The sequence below is a fragment of the Nocardia terpenica genome, assembly GCF_013186535.1.
GTDB lineage: Bacteria > Actinomycetota > Actinomycetes > Mycobacteriales > Mycobacteriaceae > Nocardia > Nocardia terpenica.
The window spans coordinates 145,151-164,045 of sequence record NZ_JABMCZ010000004.1; the positions used below are offsets into that span (position 1 = coordinate 145,151).

Annotated in this window: 10 protein-coding genes and 1 pseudogene; 6 read left to right on the forward strand and 5 right to left on the reverse strand. The window is 71.2% G+C overall.

Going from position 1 to position 18,895, the window contains the following annotated elements; genetic code table 11:
- Positions 1-22 precede the first annotated feature (22 nt).
- The 6 genes and pseudogenes from HPY32_RS33480 to HPY32_RS33495 all read left to right on the forward strand — a co-directional run bounded on the left by HPY32_RS33480 (position 23) and on the right by HPY32_RS33495 (position 12,329).
- Positions 23-9,091, forward strand: a complete 9,069-nt coding sequence (locus tag HPY32_RS33480; RefSeq protein WP_171983195.1) for a non-ribosomal peptide synthetase — start codon at positions 23-25, stop codon at positions 9,089-9,091.
- Positions 9,092-9,229: 138 nt separating this feature from the next.
- Positions 9,230-9,940 (forward strand): hypothetical protein, encoded by a 711-nt coding sequence (locus tag HPY32_RS33485; protein ID WP_067589982.1) that lies wholly within the window; start codon positions 9,230-9,232, stop codon positions 9,938-9,940.
- Positions 9,941-10,106: 166 nt separating this feature from the next.
- A pseudogene (locus tag HPY32_RS46970) lies at positions 10,107-10,556 on the forward strand (asparagine synthetase B family protein); the annotation flags it as partial.
- Positions 10,557-10,566: 10 nt separating this feature from the next.
- Complete coding sequence (locus tag HPY32_RS45100; RefSeq protein ID WP_231951704.1) at positions 10,567-10,983, forward strand: asparagine synthase-related protein; 417 nt, start codon at positions 10,567-10,569, stop codon at positions 10,981-10,983.
- A gap of 49 nt (positions 10,984-11,032) precedes the next feature.
- Positions 11,033-11,182, forward strand: coding sequence for an asparagine synthase-related protein (locus HPY32_RS45105; protein WP_231951939.1), 150 nt, complete (start codon positions 11,033-11,035; stop codon positions 11,180-11,182).
- Positions 11,183-11,366: 184 nt separating this feature from the next.
- Positions 11,367-12,329 carry a DUF2332 domain-containing protein gene (locus tag HPY32_RS33495; protein WP_067589979.1) on the forward strand — a complete coding sequence of 321 codons (963 nt, stop codon included), beginning with the start codon at positions 11,367-11,369 and terminating at the stop codon, positions 12,327-12,329.
- A 4-nt stretch (positions 12,330-12,333) separates the two neighbouring features.
- Here HPY32_RS33495 and HPY32_RS33500 read toward each other — a convergent pair whose 3' ends face one another.
- From HPY32_RS33500 to HPY32_RS33520, 5 genes are read right to left on the reverse strand one after another with little or no spacing between them, the layout of a single operon-like run.
- Positions 12,334-13,509: a glycosyltransferase gene (locus HPY32_RS33500; RefSeq protein ID WP_067589976.1), complete on the reverse strand. Its 1,176-nt coding sequence runs from the start codon at positions 13,507-13,509 to the stop codon at positions 12,334-12,336.
- Positions 13,510-13,513: 4 nt separating this feature from the next.
- Positions 13,514-14,842, reverse strand: a complete 1,329-nt coding sequence (locus HPY32_RS33505) for a glutamate-1-semialdehyde 2,1-aminomutase (protein ID WP_067589973.1) — start codon at positions 14,840-14,842, stop codon at positions 13,514-13,516.
- Positions 14,843-14,856: 14 nt separating this feature from the next.
- Entirely contained in the window at positions 14,857-16,239 is a 1,383-nt protein-coding gene (locus tag HPY32_RS33510; RefSeq protein ID WP_067589970.1) for a glycosyl hydrolase family 28-related protein, read from the reverse strand.
- A complete protein-coding gene (locus HPY32_RS33515; RefSeq protein WP_067589967.1) occupies positions 16,236-17,531 on the reverse strand; it encodes a GNVR domain-containing protein in 1,296 nt (431 codons plus the stop codon). The genes HPY32_RS33510 and HPY32_RS33515 overlap by 4 nt, the downstream gene beginning before the upstream one ends.
- Complete coding sequence (locus HPY32_RS33520) at positions 17,522-18,892, reverse strand: hypothetical protein (RefSeq protein WP_067589964.1); 1,371 nt, start codon at positions 18,890-18,892, stop codon at positions 17,522-17,524. The genes HPY32_RS33515 and HPY32_RS33520 overlap by 10 nt, the downstream gene beginning before the upstream one ends.
- Positions 18,893-18,895 lie beyond the last annotated feature (3 nt).

Below are 18,895 nucleotides of genomic sequence, written 5' to 3' on the forward strand. Positions count from 1 at the left end.
CCCTTGCCGGGAGAGGATGTTGATGACCGCCGTGACCAGTTCATCCGGATCGGGCCGCGCGCGCTCGCGCCCCACGCGCGTGCGGCGCGGTCCGGCGGTCACCACGCTGCCGCTGCTGCTGGCGGCAGCGGTCGAGATCGCGCCCGACGCGGTGGCGGTGACCGACGGCACGCGGGCGCTCACCTACCGGGAGCTCGACGCCTGGTCCTCGCGGGCGGCGCGGCTGCTGATCGCGCGCGGGGTGGGCCCGGAGGATCTGGTCGCGATCGGGATCCCGCGCTCGGTGTGGTCGGTGGCGGCGGTGTGGTCGGTGGCGAAGACCGGCGCCGGGTTCGTGCCGGTCGACCCGACCTATCCGGCCGAGCGCATCGCCCACATGATCTCGGATTCCGGTGCGGCGGTGGGGCTTTCGGTGCGCTCGAGCGCGCAGGAGCTGCCCGGCGCGGACTGGCTGATCCTCGATGATCCCGAATTCGACCGGGAGCTGGCGCGATTCGTGGCCGAGCCGGTCACCAACGCCGACCGGGTGCGGCCGCTGGCCGGGGCGCATCCGGCGTACGTCATCTATACCTCCGGCTCGACCGGGGTGCCCAAGGGCGTGACGGTCACCCACGCGGGGCTGGCGAATCTCGCCGCCGAGCAACGGGATCGGTACGCGGTGACGCCGCGGTCGCGCACGCTGCATTTCGCCTCGCCCAGCTTCGACGCGTCGATGCTGGAGCTGCTGCTGGCGGTCGGCGCGGGCGCCACCATGGTGATCGCCCCGGCCGAGCTGTACGGCGGGCCGGAGCTGGCGGAGCTGCTGCGGCGCGAGCGGGTGACGCACGCGTTCGTGACACCGGCGGCGCTGGCCTCGGTCGATCCGGGCGGGCTGGACGCGCTGCGCGTGGTGGTGGTCGGCGGGGAGGCGTGCCCGCCGGACCTGGTGCGGCGCTGGGCGATCGAGATCCCCGGTGGCCGCAGGCGGTTCCACAACGCGTACGGCCCGACCGAGACCACGATCGTGACCACCATCGGCGACGCGCTGGCGCCGGGCGATCCGATCACCATCGGCCGCGCCATCCGCGGCGCCACCGCGCGCGTGCTGGACGAGCGGCTGGCGGCCGCGCCGGAAGGCGTTGCGGGCGAGCTGTATCTGGCCGGGCCGGGCGTGGCGCGCGGCTATCATCGGCGGCCGGGCCTGACCGCGGCCCGGTTCGTCGCCGATCCGTCCGGTCCGCCCGGCAGCCGGATGTACCGGTCCGGCGACGTCACCCGCACCGCGCCCGACGGGTCGGTGGAGTATATGGGGCGCAACGATTTCCAGGTGAAGATCCGTGGTTTCCGGATCGAGCTGGGGGAGATCGACGCCGCGCTGGCCGCGCACCCGCAGCTGGACTATGCGGTCACCGTCGGCCGCGAGACACCCTCGGGCGCAACGGTGCTCGTGTCCTATGTGGTGGCCGGGCCGGGCGCGCACCCGGATTCGCGGCAGCTGCGCGAATTCGTGGCCAGCGCCCTACCCGCGCATATGGTTCCGGCGACGATGATGGTGCTGGACACGCTGCCGCTCACGCCGGCCGGCAAGCTCGATCGGGCGGCGCTGCCGGCGCCGCCGCTCACCACGACCGAATACCGTGCGCCCGGCACGGAATCCGAGCGGGTGGTGGCCACCGCGCTGGCCGAGGTGCTCGGGCTGGACCCGGACAAACAGGCGGTCGGGCTGGACGACGACTTCTTCGCGCTGGGCGGCAATTCGCTGCTGGCGGTGCGGGCGGCGGCGCGCATCGGGGCCGAGCTCGGCGTGCGGGTCACGCCCCGGGTGTTCTTCACCGCGGCGACGGTGGCCGAGCTGGCGGCTGCGATCGGGGAGCTCGCGGCCGATCGGCGGCCCCCGCTGGTGCGGCGCGACCGCCCGGACCCGATGCCGCTGTCGCTCGCCCAGCAGCGGCTGTGGCTGACCAACCGCTTCGATCCGGCCTCCCCGGCCTACAACATTCCGTTCGCGCTGCGGCTGACCGGCGCGCTGGACCCGACGGTGCTGCGGGCGGCGCTGCGCGATGTGATCGACCGGCACGAGCCGCTGCGCACGATCTATCCGGAGGTGGACGGGCAGCCGGTGCAGCGGGTGCTGACCGCCGCCGAGGCGACCCCGGACCTGACGCCGGAACCGCTGGCGGCCACCGATATTCGGTCGCGCCTGCTGGCGGGCGCGGCGGCCGGTTTCGACCTGCGCACCGATGTTCCGTTGCGCGCCAGGCTGTTCCGGGTCGATGCCGGGGAGTACGTGCTGGCCGTGGTCGCGCACCACATCGCCTGCGACGGCACCTCGCTGGCGCCGCTGGCCCGCGATGTGGTGACCGCCTATCACGCCCGCAGCACCGCCACGCCCCCGGTCTGGTCGCCGCTCGCGGTGGACTACGCCGATTACGTGCTGTGGCAACGGGATCTGCTCGGCGACGAGTCCGACGACACCTCGCTCGCCGCCACGCAGGCCCGCTACTGGCGCAGGACACTGGCCGGAACCCCGGAACTGCTGCCGCTGCCGACCGACCGTCCCCGCCCCGCGCGGCCCTCCGGCCGCGGCGCGACCGCCGAATTCCGGATCGGCAGGGATGTGGTGTCCGGGCTGCGGCGCACTGCCGACGCACACAGCGCCTCGCTGTTCATGGTCGCGCACGCCGCGCTGGCGGTGCTGCTGGCCCGGCTGTCGGGCACCGGCGACATCAGCGTCGGCACCCAGATCTCCGGCCGCGGCGAGCCCGCCCTCGACGATCTGGTGGGCATGTTCGGCAACACCCTGGTGCTGCGCACGGAAGTGGCGGGGGCACAACAGTTCTCGGAGCTGCTGGACGTCGTGCGCGATACCGACCTGGCCGCCTTCGAGCACGCCGACCTCGGCATCGACCGGGTGGTGGAGCTGCTGCGGCCCGGCCACACCCTGGCCTACTCGCCGCTGTTCCAGGTGCTGCTCATGCTGCAGAACTTCGAGCAGCCGCGCGTCGAGCTGCCGGGCCTGACCGTCGAGCAGGTGGGCCTGGACCTCACCGTCGCGAAGCTGGACCTGACGGTCACCCTCACCGAATACGCCGACGGCTCGGTGGCGGGCGCGATCGATTACGCCACCGACCTTTTCGACCACGACACCGTAGCGGCGTTCGCGCGGCGGTTCGCGGCGATCCTGACGCAGGTGAGCCAGGACGAGAAGATCGCCGTCGGCGACATCGCGCTGCTGTCGGCCGACGAGCGGGTGCTGCTGGCCTCGGTGGGTGCGCCGCAGCCGACGCCCGGCACCCTGCCGGAGGCGTTCCACGCGCAGGCCGCCCGCACCCCGGACGCCCCGGCGGTGGTGTTCGAGGACCGCACCCGGACCTACGCGGAGTTCTCGGCCGGGGTGAATCGCCTTGCCCGGCAGCTCGTCTCGATGGGCGTCGGACCGGAGGTCCGGGTGGCCGTGGCCATGCGGCGTTCCGCGGATCTGCTGACGGCGATCTACGCGGTGCTGGCCGCGGGCGGCGCGTACGTGCCGATCGATCCGGATCATCCGGCCGACCGCATCCGTTACATTCTCGACACCACCCGGCCCGCTTGCGTTCTCACGTCCGGGGAGGACCTGGATCTCGGATCGGCGATCGAGGCGCCGCGGTATCGCATCGATCGGCTCGCGCTGTCGCACCTGTCGAGCGAGCCGATCACCGACGCGGATCGCCGTGCGCCCCTGCGGGATTCGAATGCCGCCTATGTGCTGTTCACCTCGGGTTCCACCGGCCGACCCAAGGGCGTGGTGATCACCCACCGCTCGGTGGTGAACCAGATGTGGTGGATGCGTGAGCAATACGACCTCGGCCCCGGCGACGCGGTCCTGCACAAGACGCCGGTCACCTTCGACGCCTCGGTGTGGGAGTTGTTCCTGCCGTTGCAGATCGGCGCGCGGGTGGTCATCGCCCGGCACGACGGTCACCTCGACCCGGACTATCTGGTGCGGACCGCGGCCCGGCACCGGGTGGCGATCCTCGAGTTCGTGCCGTCGATGCTGGAGCTGCTGCTCGGCGACGACACCGCGGACCTGCCGGACACCCTGCGCTACTTCTCGATCGGCGGCGAGGAACTGCCCGCGAGCCTGCTGGCGCGGGTGCGGCAGCGGCATCCGGCCGTCGTCGACAACACCTACGGTCCGACCGAGGCGACCGTCACCTCCACCGTGCAGCGCTGCGACGGCGCGGTCGGCGACCGGGTGCCGATCGGGCGGCCGATCCGCAATACCGGTGCGTACGTGCTGGATTCGCGCCTGCACCGGGTGCCGCCCGGGGTGGCGGGGGAGCTGTATCTGTCCGGGGTGCAGCTGGCCCGGGGCTACGAGGGCGCGGGCGGGCAGACGGCGGGGCGGTTCGTCGCCGATCCGTTCGGTGCGCCGGGTACCCGCATGTACCGCACCGGCGATCTGGTCCGGTTGCGCGCCGACGGTGCGCTGGAGTTCCTGGGGCGCACCGATTTTCAGGTGAAGCTGCGCGGGCTGCGGATCGAACTGGGCGAGATCGAGAGCGCGGTGGCCGCGCAGCCGTCGGTGGCGCGCACGGTGGTCGTGGTGACCCGGCCCGACCACGGCGGCGAACTGCTGGTCGCCTACGTGGTGCCCGAGGCGGGGCAGGTGATCGACACCGCCGAACTGATCGAGCGGGTGGCCCGGCTGGTTCCGGCGTACATGGTGCCGCAGCACGTGGTCGTGCTGGATCGGCTGCCGCTCACGGCGAGCGGCAAACTCGACCGCCGGGCGCTGCCGCCGATCGCGGCCGAGGCCGTGGCAGCGCCGGAATTCCGTGCCCCGCACGGCCCGACCGAGCAGACCATCGCCGCGGTGTTCGCGGAGCTGCTGGGTGTGGCGCGAATCGGGGTGGACGACAACTTCTTCGGGCTCGGCGGCAATTCACTGATCGGCATGCGGGTGACGGCCCGGGTCAACGCCGCCCTGGGCACCGCCTTCGGGGTGCGTGACCTGTTCGAGGCCCCGACCGTGGCGCTGCTCGCCGCCCGCGCGGTGGGCGCGACCGCGCCGGACCGCCCGGCTTTGGCGGCTCGCCCACGGCCGCAACGGATTCCGCTGTCGTTCGCGCAGCGCCGGATGTGGGTGTTGAACCGGCTGGCCCCGGATTCGGCGGCCTACAATATTCCGCTCGCGGTCCGGCTCACCGGCCGCCTCGACAGCGCGGCACTGACCGCCGCGGCGGCGGATGTGCTGGCGCGCCACGAATCCCTGCGGACCCGCTATCCCGCCGACGCCGACGGGCCGTATCAGGAGATCGTTCCGGCCGCCGACGTGCACCTGTCCCTGGTGCCGGAGGAGATCGACCCGGACGGTCTGGCGGGCCGGTTGACCGAGATCGTCGGCCGCGGTTTCGATGTGACGGCCGCGGTGCCGCTGCGGGCGGCGCTGCTGCGGACGGCCGCCGACGAGCACGTGCTGGTGCTGGTCGTCCACCACATCAATGCCGACGGCTTCTCGATGGGCCCGCTGGCCCGCGATCTGACCCTGGCCTACGCGGCGCGGGCCGCGGGCATCGCGCCGCGCTGGGAGCCGCTGCCGGTGCAGTACGCGGATTACACGCTGTGGCAACGGGATACGCTCGGCGACGAGGACGATCCCGGCAGTCTCGCGGCCCGTCAGCTCGGCTACTGGACCGAGACCCTGGCCGGAATTCCCGAGCAGCTGGCGCTGCCCTGGGATCGTCCCCGGCCCGCGGTGGCGTCCCAGCGCGGCGCGGTGCACCGCTTCGCGCTGCCCGCCGAGGTGCATCGCGGCATCGGCGCGCTGGCGGCGCGGCGGCGGTCCACGGTGTTCGGTGTCGTGCACACCGCCTTCGCGGTGCTGCTGGCGCGGCTGTCCGGCGGCACGGACATCGTGATCGGCACCCCGATCGCGGGGCGGGGCGCGGCCGAACTGGACGGGCTCGTCGGCATGTTCGTCAATACCCTGGTGCTGCGCACGCCCGTCGATCCGGCCGCGGCGTTCGAGGCGCTGCTGACCCGGGTGACCGGCACCGATCTGGCCGCCTTCGACCATGCCGACGTGCCGTTCGAGCGGTTGGTGGAGGTGCTGGATCCGCCGCGCTCGCAGGCCCGCAACCCGCTGTTCCAGGCGATGCTGGCGCTACAGAACCAGCAGCCGCCGGAGCTGTCCCTGGGCGAGCTGTCGGTCGGCCTGCTGCCCGCCCACACCGGCGTCTCGCCGTTCGACCTCGGCCTGACGCTCACCGAGCGGTTCGACGCCACGGGCGCACCGGCCGGGATCATCGCCGAATTGACCTACGCCACCGACCTTTTCGACGCCGCCACGGCCGCGTCCTTCGCCGAGCGGTACGCGCGGATCCTCGGGGCGGTCACCGCCGACCCGGACGCCCCGGTGGGCGACATCGACCTGATGTCCGGGGAGGAGCGGAGCCGAATCCTCGGCGAGTGGAACGCGACCGCGCACGAACTTCCGGGCGCAAGTCGGGATCTCGTCTCTCTTTTCGAGGCACAGGCTGCTGCGACTCCCGATGCGGTCGCGTTGGTTTTCGAGGACGAGCAGCTCACCTACGGCGAGTTCGCGGCGCGGGTGCATCGTCTGGCCCGTCGTCTCATGGCCGATGGTGTTGGCGCGGAATCCCTTGTTGCGCTGGCTATTCGGCGCTCTATTGACCTGGTTGTGGCCATGTATGCGGTGCTCGAGGCGGGTGCCGGGTATGTGCCGTTGGATCCGGATCAGCCTGCCGACCGTATCGACTATGTGCTCGACATCGCTCGTCCGGCGGCGATTCTCACTACCGGGCGCGACGGGTTTGTTACCGGCCGGAATGTGGCTGTGCTGGAGGTCGACGCGCTGGCGTTGGACGGTTTCGATGCGGCTCCGATCGCCGATGTCGAACGGGTGCAGCCGATTCGGCCGGGTCACACCGCGTATGTCATTTTCACTTCCGGGTCCACGGGCCGCCCGAAGGGTGTCGCCGTCGAGCACGCCGCGATCGTCAACCGGTTGTTGTGGATGCAGCACGAGTATCCGATCGACGTCACCGACGCGGTTCTGCAGAAGACCCCGGCGACGTTCGATGTATCGGTGTGGGAGTTCTTCTGGCCCTTGCAGACCGGGGCGCGGTTGGTGGTCGCCAAGCCGGACGGGCATCGGGACCCGGTGTATCTGGCGCGGATCATTGCCGAGCAGGGCATTACCACGGCGCATTTCGTGCCGTCGATGCTGTCGGTCTTCGTGTCCGCCCTCGACGCCTCCGGCGCCGAGGGAACGGAGGGGGCCTCCGGCGAGGGATCGGAAAGGGCCTCCGGCGAGGGGGCGGACAGCGCGCGGGTCGAGGTTCTCGACGCGGTGCGGCTGCGGCAGGTGTTTGCGTCGGGTGAGGCGTTGCCGGGGCCGACGGCGCAGCGGTTGGTGGAGCTGACCGGGGCGCGGCTGCATAATTTGTACGGTCCGACCGAGGCGGCGGTGGATGTCACTTATCACGAGGTGACTTCGGCCGATACGGCGTCGGTGCCGATCGGGCGGCCGGTGTGGAATACCCGGGTGTATGTGCTGGATTCGCGGCTGCGGCCGGTTCCGGTGGGTGTCGCGGGTGAGTTGTATCTCGCGGGCGATCAGTTGGCGCGGGGATATTTGGGGCGGCCGGACCTGTCGGCGGATCGGTTCATAGCCAACCCGTTCGCCTTCGGCGAAGGGAATGGGGGACCGAAGCCGGGCGAGCGCATGTACCGGACCGGTGACCTGGTCACCTGGACGGCGGCGGGGGAGCTGAACTATCTGGGCCGCACCGATTTCCAGGTGAAGTTGCGTGGTCTGCGGATCGAGCTCGGTGAGATCGAGGCGGCGTTGCTGGCGCAGCCGGGCGTGGCGCAGTCGGTGGTCGTGGTGCGTACCGATGCGCACGCGGGCGATCGGATCGTGGGTTACGTGGTGCGTGAGCCCGATGCCGTCGTCGCCGTCGATGCGGTGAAATCGGCGCTGTCGCGGTCGCTTCCGGCGTACATGATCCCGGCGGCGCTGGTGGTGCTGGATGCCTTCCCGCTCAATGCCTCCGGCAAGCTGGATCGTAAGGCATTGCCCGCGCCGGTGTTTGCGCCGCGCCGGTACCGGCCGCCGGTCACCGCCGGGCAGCGGGCCGTGGCGGAGGTGTTCGCCGCGGTCCTGGGTATCGAGCGAATCGGCCTGGACGACAACTTCTTCGAGCTGGGCGGCACCAGCCTCACGGCCACCCGGGTCGTCGCCCTGCTGGGGGAGCGGCTGGTCGTTTCGCCGCGCATGCAGTGGCTGTTCACCGCACCCACCGTCGAGGGCCTGGCCGCCCTCGCCGCGGGGGCGGCCGGGAGCGCGGACGACGGCCTGGGCGTGCTGCTGCCGATCCGCACCGCGGGCGACGGCGAACCGGTGTTCTGCGTCCACCCGATGATCGGATTGTCCTGGGCCTACACGGTTCTCGCCGAACACCTGCCCGGTCGCCCGCTCTACGGCCTGCAGACACCGGTTATCACCGAACCGGACACACCCGCGGCCACCATCGGCGAGCTCGCCGACCGCTACGTCGCCGCCGTGCGCCAGGCGCGGCCGCACGGGCCGTACCATCTGCTCGGCTGGTCCCGCGGTGGCGTCCTCGCGCACGCCGTCGCGACCCGGCTGCAGGCCGCCGGGGAGCGGGTCGAGACCCTGGTCCTGCTGGACAGCACCCGCCACACCGACCCCGCGCGGCTGCGGGCCGAACTCACCGAGGCGCTGGCCGGGCTGGGCATTCGCCTCGGCCCGGACGACGACCCGGCCGACCTGTCCGACGACCAGCTGTCCACCGTGGCGCGGGCCCTCGGCGGCGAGCGACTCGCGCTGACCCTCGCCCAGGTGCGCCGCATGTACCGGTCGGCGGTCGCACCGCTCGAATCCGGTTACCGCCCGGGAGTTTTCGACGGCGATCTGGTCTACGTGACCGCGGCGGACGAGCCCGATTCCGACGCGGACCCGGCGCAGTGGCGCGAATTCGTGACCGGCCGCGTCGCCGAACACGCCCTGCCCGGCACACACGCGGGCATGCTGAACCCGGACCGGGCCGCGGCGGTGGCCGCCCTGCTCGCCCCGGCGACGTAAGCAATGTGCCTGCGGGAGGCCCGTCGCGCGTCCTGTACGGTCGCCTCGTGAACGGGTGGGCGGCTCTGCTCGCCCCGGCGACGTAAGCAATGCCGCGTGCCTGCCGGAGGCCGGTCGCGCATTCGGTACGGTCGGCTCATGAACGGACAGCTGGACCGGCGCTCGCTGTTGGCGCTGACCGCCGCCGGGGTGCTCGCGCCCGCCCTGGCGGCCTGCGGCGACGGCAACAAACACGACCGGCCCGCGGCGGCGGCCACGGCGGCGCCCACGCCGGGCTCGGGGCCGCTGCCGAATGTCGTGATGATCATCCGGCACGCGGAGAAGCCGACCGGCGACGGCGCCCCCTACGGCCTCACCGAAGCCGGTGAGCACGACAAGGAATCGCTGACCGTGCGCGGGTGGACGCGCGCCGGAGCCCTGACCGATCTGTTCGCCCCGCGTGCGGCCGACGGCGGCCCGGCCGAGACCCGGCCCGGATTGTTCCGCCCCGCAACGATTTTCGCCTCCGACCCGGTGCGCAAGGGCGGCAGCAAGCGCCCGCTGGAGACCGTGACCCCGCTGGCCGCCGCGCTGAACGTGCAGGCCGACACCCGCTTCGCCAAGGGACAGGAGGCCGCGCTGGCGGCCGCGCTGCCGGGTCTGCGCAGCCCGGTGTTGATCTCCTGGCAGCACGAGAACATCAACGCCATCCTCGCCCAGCTAGGCGCGATTCACCCCGCCCCGCCCGCGAAGTGGCCGGGGGAGCGGTTCGACATGGTGTACGTGCTGATCCGCAACGGCGACGGCTGGAACTTCACCCAGGTCCCGCAGCTGCTGCTGGCGGGCGATTCCGCCACACCGATCGCCTGAGGGTTGCGTCCGGGCTACCGGCGCAATACCCGGTGATCATGCATTCCCCTGTGTTACAACGGGATTACATATAGTTGTATTAGCTAAGTAATTCCGGAGGCGAGAATGTGCGGAATCACGGGCTGGCCGCGGCCCGGACGATCGCGGCGCGTTCGTTCGCGCCCACGCCGCGCTCGGGCATCGGCGGCTGGCCATCATCGACCTGCCCGGTGGCGTCCAGCCGATGACCGTGTCCACGCCCGACGGCGTTGTGGCGCTGGTGTATTCGGGCGAGACCTACAACTTCCGGGAGCTGCGCACCGAGCTGCGGGCACTGGGCCACGCCTTCCGCACCGACAGCGACACCGAGGTGCTGCGCGGCTACCCGCAGTGGGGTGAGCGGGTCGCCGACCGTCTCAACGGCATGTACGCGCTCGCGATCTGGGACGAGCGGGCCGAGCGGCTGGTGATGATCCGAGATCGCATGGGCATCAAGCCCTTCTACTATTTCCCGACGCCCGACGGTGTGCTGTTCGGGTCGGAACCCAAGGCGATGCTGGCCAATCCGCTGGTGCCCCGGGTGGTCGACCTCGACGGGTTGCGCGAGCTGTTCGTGCTGACGAAGACGCCCGAGGACGCTGATCACCGTGGACCGCAACGGTATTCATCCGCGCACCTACTGGCGGCTGACCGCGGCCGAGCACACCGACGGCCGAGACGAGACGGTCGCCCGGGTGCGGGATCTGCTCACCGATATCGTGGATCGGCAGCTGGTGGCGGACGTGCCGCGCTGCGTATTGCTCTCCGGCGGACTGGATTCCAGCTCCATCACCGGTCTGGCGGTGACGCGGCTGGCGCGCGACGGCGAGCGGGTGCGCACCTTCTCGGTCGATTTCGTCGGTCAGGAACGCAATTTCGTGCCCGACCTGATGCGCGAGACCCCCGATTCGCCCCTCGTCCGGGAGATGGCCGCGCTGGGGGATCCTCACGCCGCGGCTGCGGGAGTGGCTGAACCTGGAGGCCCACATCGCCGAGCAGTACGCGCACGCGCGCGCCGAGGTTGACCACCTGGATCACCGCCTGGTCGAGTACGTCTACAACACGCCGTGGTCGCTGAAGACCTTCGACGGCCGGGAGAAGAGCCTGCTGCGGCACGCGGCGAAACACGTACTGCCACGGTCGATCGCGGAGCGGGTGAAGAGCCCCTACCCGTCGACGCAGGACCCGGGCTACGTCGTCAACCTGCAGCAACTGGCGAAGTAGATACTGGCCGAGGGCGATTCGCCGCTTTTCGAGCTGGTCGATCGCGGGTGGCTGCGCCGTGCGGTGGCGGAGGATCCGTTCCGAATGAAAAACTACACACGGGCAGGGCTCGACCGAGCCATCGATCTGCATACCTGGCTGGAGCTGTATTCGCCGGAACTGCGGCTGGATTGAGGGAGGATACATGGACACCGCGCGTCGCTATCGACTCTTCGCCGACCGGGAGGCGCGCGGGAACTCGCCGATCTACCAGCAGTGGGCGCGGGGCGTCGCCGACGACCCCGACCTACTCGCCCTCGCCGAGCAATTACCGCCCGAGAAGCGGCGGCCCCAGTTACTCTTCGCCGCCGCCCGGTATGCCGGGCTGGAGCCGGTTTCGTTCGCGGAATTCCGGGATTGGGTTCGGGCACACTGGGATACGGTGCGCGAGGTGGTGTCGGCACACGACCTGCAAACCAATGAGCCCGCCCGCACGGCGCTGCTGCTGCCCGCGCTGGCCGGGCTGCCCGAGCCGCTGGCCCTGATCGAGGTGGGCGCGGCGGCCGGGCTGTGCCTGTACCCGGACCGCTACAGCTTCCGCTACGGCGATATGGAGATCGACCTGGATCCGGTCGACGGCCCGTCCCCGGTGGTGTTGTCCTGCGCCACATCCGGCGCGCCGACGCTGCCCGCCCGGCTGCCGGAGGTGGTGCACCGGGCGGGCGTGGACCGCAATCCGCTCGATGTCACCGACGCCGAGGACATGCGCTGGCTGGAATGCCTGGTGTCGCCGGACGAGGAGGACCGGCTGCAGCGCCTGCGGGCGGCCATCGAGGTGGCGCGCAAACAGCCGCCGGACATCGTCGCCGGGGATCTCGCCACCGCCGTCACCGATCTCGTCTACGCCGCGCCCGGGGACACCACGGTCGTGGTCGTGAACACCTCCGTGCTGCCGCACGCCGCGCCCGAAACCCGCGCCAAGTTCGAGCAGACGATGCGAAATCTCCCGTGCCACTGGATATCCAACGAGGCGCCGGGCATGATCGCGCTGCCCGCCGATCGGATGCCGCCCCCGCCCGAGGACACCGACTACGCCGTGCTCGCGCTGGACGGCGAACCGCTCGCCTACACCGCGCCGCACGGCCGGAGCCTGATCTGGTTCGGCTGACCGCTCATACCAGGGCATCGGTCACGATCCGGGCCATCCGTGCGCGAAATGCCTCGGGCGAATACGCCCGAGCGTGGGCGCGCACGGCACCCGGGTCGTAGGCGTTGGCGTCGAATTCGCGCATGACGCGGGCGAATTCGGCGACCACGGCGTCATCGTCGCCCGGCCGGAGCAACTCGCCTGTGACGCCGGGTCGCACGGTATCCAGTGCGCCGCCCGCCCCGACCGCGAGAACCGGTGTGCCGCAGGCCATGGCCTCCACGGGGACGATGCCGAAATCCTCCACGCCGGGCATGAGCAGGGCCCGGCACCGGCGATACATGTCCAGCAGCACGTCGTCGGGGGCCGCGCCGAGGAAGGTGGTCTCGGGACCGGCGAGCGCGGCGAGCTGGGCGCGAAAACGGCCGTCCCCCAGCACGATCAGCCGACAGCCCGCTCGCCGGGCGGCGCGGATCGCCAGATCGGGGCGCTTGTAGGGCACCAGCCGACCGGCGAACAGGAAGAAGTCCTCGCGCGGGATCGCCGGATCGGGGGAGAAGCGGTCGATCCGGACGGGCGGATTCACCACGGTGGCTGGCAACCCCCACCAGTCGCGGACGCGGGCGGCGACCGCCTGCGAATTGGCGACCACCCGGGTCAGGCGCGGCGCGGCCCGTGACTCCGCCCGCCGGGCAAGGCGGCCGAGCGCGGCGAGCGCGAATTGCCCGGCGCGGCCACCGGATTCGCGCGCCCGGAAATCGGGGTCCCACGCCCACCGCGCCGGACTGTGCACGTACGCGACGACGGGCAGGTCGGTGGCGAGCGCGGCCTGAGTGGCGAAGGCATGATGACTGACCACGACCGCATCGAACCGGCCGTCGAGCGGAAGCCGCCGCAGGGCCGCGGGAACGAACGGCAGCAGGGGAGCGTGTGAACGACGGCCGAGCACAGCGTGTACTCGGGTCAGCGGTGTGGTGTGAACGGCGTATCGGCCGTTGTAGTTCCTCACGATTCCGGCATGCTTGTGGCCGGAATCCCCTTCCACGACAGCGGCTTCCACCGCGGCGAGGCACCCGGGCGTGACAATGGGCGCGAAAACCCGTGCCCCCGGCCAGGTCTTGATGAACTCGGTCACAACTGCCTCGGAACCGCCGTACTCGGTGAATCGCTCGTGCACCACCGCGATTCGGGATGTAGTCATCGAATCACGCTCCGGCAGACGGAATCCGGCGCGGCGCGGCGCGGCGGCGTAGGGCCGGGGCCACCGGGCGGCCCCGCAGCAGGCCGTCGACGCCGTGCTCGAGAGCTTGCCGGTAGACCTGCGCCGCCGCCCGGCACGCTTCCACGGTCCGGTCGATATCGTCGTCGCTGTGCGCGGCGGAGGTCACGAACGACTGCCCGAGTACGCCGCGGTCCAGCAGTTCCTGGAGGAACAGCGTGCGGAATGCCTGGGACGGGCGGCCTTCCGGATCGCGGGTGACGAAGACCAGGCAGGACGGCCGTCCGGCCGCCCGCAGGCAGTCGGCGATGCCCAGCTCGGCGGCCATCTTGTTGACCCCGTCGGCCAGTCGCCGACCCGCCCGCTCCATTCGGGTGATGGGATCGGTGTCGGCGTAGGCGCGCACCACCGCGCGGAACGCCGCCAGCGACGCGGTCTCCGGGCCGTGCGTGGTCGACAGCAGAAACACCCGATCGCGATCGGTGCGCAGCCCGCCGAGCTCCATGAATTCGCGCCGCCCGGCCAGCGCTGAGATCGGGAACCCGTTGCCCATCGCCTTGCCCCAGCACGACAGGTCCGGCGTCACCCCGTACACCCGCTGCGCCCCGCCCGCCGACCAACGGAAGCCGGTGATCATCTCGTCGAACACCAGCAGCGCCCCCGACCGGTCGCACAGCGCGCGCACGCCGGGCAGAAAGCCCGGCTCGGGCTCGGTCATCGCCGTCGCCGCCTCCAGCACCACGCACGCGACCTCGTGGGTATTCAGCACGGCCGCCAGCGATTCCAGATCGTTGTAGGCGAAGTGCACGGTGGCGAGCAGCGGCGGGACCCCGGCGTTCATGGCGGTGGTGCCGATGAACCAGTCGTCGACGGAGAAGAACGGCTGATCGCAGACGGCCACCGTCTCGCGGCCGGTCGCCGCGCGGGCCACCCGCACCGCCGCCGTCGTGGCGTCGGAGCCGTTCTTGGCGAACTTCACCATGTCCGCGCCCGGGACCAGCCGCAGAAAGTCCTCGGCGGCAAGCAGTTCCAGTTCGGTGGGGCGGGAGAAGTTCACGCCGTCGGCGATCGCCCGCGTCACCGCCTCCAGCACCGGCGGGTAGGCGTGCCCGAGGGTCACCGACCGCAGGCCCATCCCGTATTCGACGTATTCGTTGCCGTCGCAGTCCCAGACGTGCGATCCCTTGCCGCGCACCAGGACCGGCGCCATGGCTTCCGGATACTGGTCGGGTCCGCGGGCGTAGGTGTGCGCGCCGCCCGGCACCAGGTCGTGCAGCCGTTGCTGAATCGCGTTGCTGCGCTCGAAGTTACGCATCGCGCACCTTCCGGTCATTCCCGTGGCCGCTGCTTGCCCAGCGGCGAGGTCTTCACTGCGCCGTCGGTACCCACCGACAGCCGCCAATAGCCACCGGCCGGATCCTTGAGCACCACGCCCGCCTCGGGGCGATCGGAAAGCCAAGTGCCGCTCGGTAATATCGCCGACAGGGTGGCTCCCGTGCGGTCCTGCACCTGCGCGATATCGGTATCGGGGATGCCCGGCTGCAGGACCAGCGTGCCCGCGTACCGGCCGCCGTAGACGCGCCCGCGGCCGATGACGTGCCAGCCTGCGGGAAACGTGCGGGAGTCGATGTCGTCGTAGGAGCCGGAGATCAGGTTGATCGCCGTGCCCTCCGGGCAGCCCGCCGGGTCGATGTGCAGCTCGATGGGCGGGTTGTCGAGGTCGGGGTCGAACTGCACATTGGCCAGGTAGGGCTGGCGGCAGTGGCGCAGCTCCAGGCAGGTTCGGCGCGCGGCGATCTTGCAGTTCACCATGCCGAACTGGGCGGGACCGCCGCCCTGCTCGCCGATCGACAGCGCGGTGTCGGCGCCCTCGAACCACACATTGGTGAACCACCAGTCGTTGGCGGCGCCGTCCACCACGACGTGCTTGTCGGTGGTCCGCGGATCGGAGTCGGAGACGAATTCGACATTGGACAGCGCCATTCCGGCATTGCGGTCGTTGCCGGTGCCCAGCAACCCGATCCGGTTGTCGGTGAATTTGCTTGCGGTGACGTAGTTCTGGATGCAGGACGTCACGATGCCGTAGCCGAAGTTGTTGATATCGCAGTCGATGAAGGCGGTCCCACCGGTATTGCCGTCGAGCACGACCCCGCGCTGCGCGGTGAACCCGGGGAAGTTGTCGGACACGTGATTGCCGCGCAGCACCACCGATTCGAACGAGCAGCGGAAGCAGCCGGTCAGGTGCACCGCGGTCGACCGCGCACCGGAGACGTAGAAACCCATGCGCGCGAACCGGACCCGCTGCCTGCCCTGTAGCGAGATCAGGGTGTCGTCGCCGTCGTAGGCGATGGTGGTGACGTCCGCCCCATCGCCGAGCACGGTGGCGTAATCGGGCAGCGCGGGCCAGCTCCGCACCCGGTACCGCCCCGCGGGCACATACATCACCAGCGGCCGATCCCCGACGGCCGCGGCCGCCGCAATGGCATCGGTATCGTCGGCCTTCCCGTCACCCACCGCCCCGAAATCACGAATACTGCGCGCCGACGGGGCATCGGTCACACGCGGCGACCGAAATTCCGCCGCCGGATTCGGACCCGAATCCGACGAGCACCCCGCCAGCGCCCCAACCCCCGCAACCCCCAGCGTCGCCAACAGCCGCCGACGACCTAGGTCGGATCCTTGGTCATCGCTGAACGACCCCGTCGCACTCATTCGCGCCTCCCTCTGCGCCGCAGTAGATTTCGCACCGACCGGCGCTGCCGGGAGAACACCGCGATCCCCACGAGCCGGGCGTTACCCTCCCCGAATGTCGCCAGCGCCCCCCGCACCTGATTGCCTGTGGTCGGCCCCAGTTCCACCACACCGAGGGTGGCGTCGCAGCGGCGGGCCAGGGCGAGGGCGTCGGCGGCGGCGGTGACGGGGGCGGCCTCCACCACGATGTGGTCGAAGTCGGTGCGCAGCTTGGTCATGATCTCGGCGAAGCGCCGGGAGGACAGCAGATCCGGTGTGCGGGAATCGATCACGCCGAGCGGCAGCATGCTGATTCCGGCCTCCGGCCAGGCGACGATCGCATTGTCGAGCGGTGAACTGTCGCGCAGCAATTCGGCCAGGCCCGTCTCGGCCCGCACCGGTGCGCGGGTGGAGCTGCCGTGGCCGGTGGTGTCGGCGTCGACGAGGACCACCCGGTCGCCGGTGTCGGCGAGGGTGCGGGACAGGCCGATCGCCAACTCCGGCAGCGACTCTCGCGACAGCGGGGTCAACAGGACGGTGCGGGTGTCGGGGTCGTCGCCCAGCCGGGTGCGCAGGCGGCGCAGCTCACCCGGTGCGCCGGGGCGGCCGTCGTCGACGATGCCGAGAATGGGCACGGGCGCGAGGGCGGCCAGGTCGGTGGAGGTGCGCAGGCGGCGGTCGAGCCGGTCGCGGGCGAACGCCGCGGCCGATCCGAGGACCAGCCCGGCGAGCAGGCCCAGGACGAGAATGCGGGAGCGCTGCGGGCTGCTCGGCGCGCCCGGCAGCTGGGCCTTGTCGACCACGGCCACGCGGGCGGCGGGCGCGGCCTCGGGCTGAATCGTCTCCAACTGGTCGACCAGATGCCGGAACTGCGACACCACCTCGTCGGTGATCCGCCGGGCCCCGTCGGCGGTGCCGTCGTGCGCCGACACCACGATGACGGCGGTCGCGGGCGGGGAGGCGGCGCTCACCCGGCCGCGCAGCTCGTCGACCGACATCGGCAGTCCCAGTTGGTCTTTCACCCGCTGCGCCACCGTGATGCTGGTGGCCAGGGCCAGGTAGGAGCGCACCCGCTGCTGGGCGGCCAGCCCGCCCTGATACGAGTCGTTGACCGAGGTGCCCGTCGCCATGGACACATAGCAGGTACTCGACGCGGTATAGGTGACCGGTAGCATCTTCAGATACCCGTAGGAGGCGGCCAGGCACAGCACCGCGCCGACCCCGACGATCGCCCACCGCCGCCGCAGCAGCTGCCACAGATCGATCAAACCCATTGCCGCGCCCTCGTTTTCCCGACGACGGCAGCCGCCGGTGCCCCGGCCCGCTGCCGCCGATACTCCTCGATCACCAGGTAGATGACCCAGACCAGCACCATGGCCTGCAGATATTTGCCGATCGTCTCGACCGTGCCGAGCATCCCGCGCTCCAGCAGCACCGGCACCTCGTTCAGCGCGAGCCCGAAGACGGTCGGCGCCACGTGCGGGCTGTAGAGCGCGCGCTCCCACAGCAGCAACACCACGAAGGTGACCGACACCCCGATCGCCACCCCCGCATAGCCACCCAGCACGTACCCCTCGTTGATATTGCCCTCCGCCAGCGACACCGACACCATGCTCATATCCACCGACTGGCCGCGCACATCGGTCGCCCACGCCGCGCCGGACTGGAACTTCGCCGCGCCGAGCAGCTGGGTGGGGATCAGGCTCTGCGCCGAGTGCGTCAGCACCTGCTCCGGCGTCAGCCAGGAATGCGGCCCGGCGTAGTAGGCATCGGTGGCGGCCTCGAGCCCGTCGAAGCGGCGCAGCAGGCTGAGGAACGGCCGCACCTGCGCCGGGTAGGCGGAATCGGCCGCGGCCAGTTCGGTTTTCGCCGAATCGGTGGCCTTCAGCGATTGCAGCCAGCCGAAGCCGCCGACGGCCAGCACCGCGATCGCGACCACCCCGACCACCTTCGCCCGCGTCCACCCGGTCATGGCGCAGCGCACGGCGATCGCCAGCGCCGCGCCCATGATCGGCGTCTTGGACTGCACCGCCGCGGTCCACAGCAGCTCACCGCAGGTCAGGGCGCCGAGAAGCAGGACGGTGCCGCGCGGGGTCGCGGGCCGGGAGTACACGATCAGGCCGAGCGCGCCGAGGGTGGCCAGCAGGGCGACCAGATTGAGGATCGCGTTCGGGCTCTCCAATTCGCCTGCGCGCCCGTTGTTCCCGGTCGCGACCGCGGCGAGCCGCCCGAGCGTGCCGATCCCGTAGAGCACCCACAGCGTGCGCGCGAACACGGGGTCGTGGGCGAACGGCACCGGCGGCCGGGCGTCGGATCGGCGCAGCCGGTACCGGATCACGTAGGCGACAAGCAGTCCCGCGTACAGCCACAGCCCGAATACCACCGGTTTCAGCACCACCGCGATGCCGGTGTCGTAGCCGATCGACGCCAGCCGGGGATCGGGCACATTGTCGCCGTACTGCGGTTCCGGCCGCACCCACAGCAGCACCAGCGGCCGCGCCAGATACGACAGCGCCCAGGTCGCCGCCTGGGCCACCAGCAGCACCCGGATCGGGCCGGACAGCCGGAATCCGGCGATCGCGATGACCGCCAATGCCCCGGCGACGAGGAGTACTTCGGGCTGTGCGACGCTCATCGG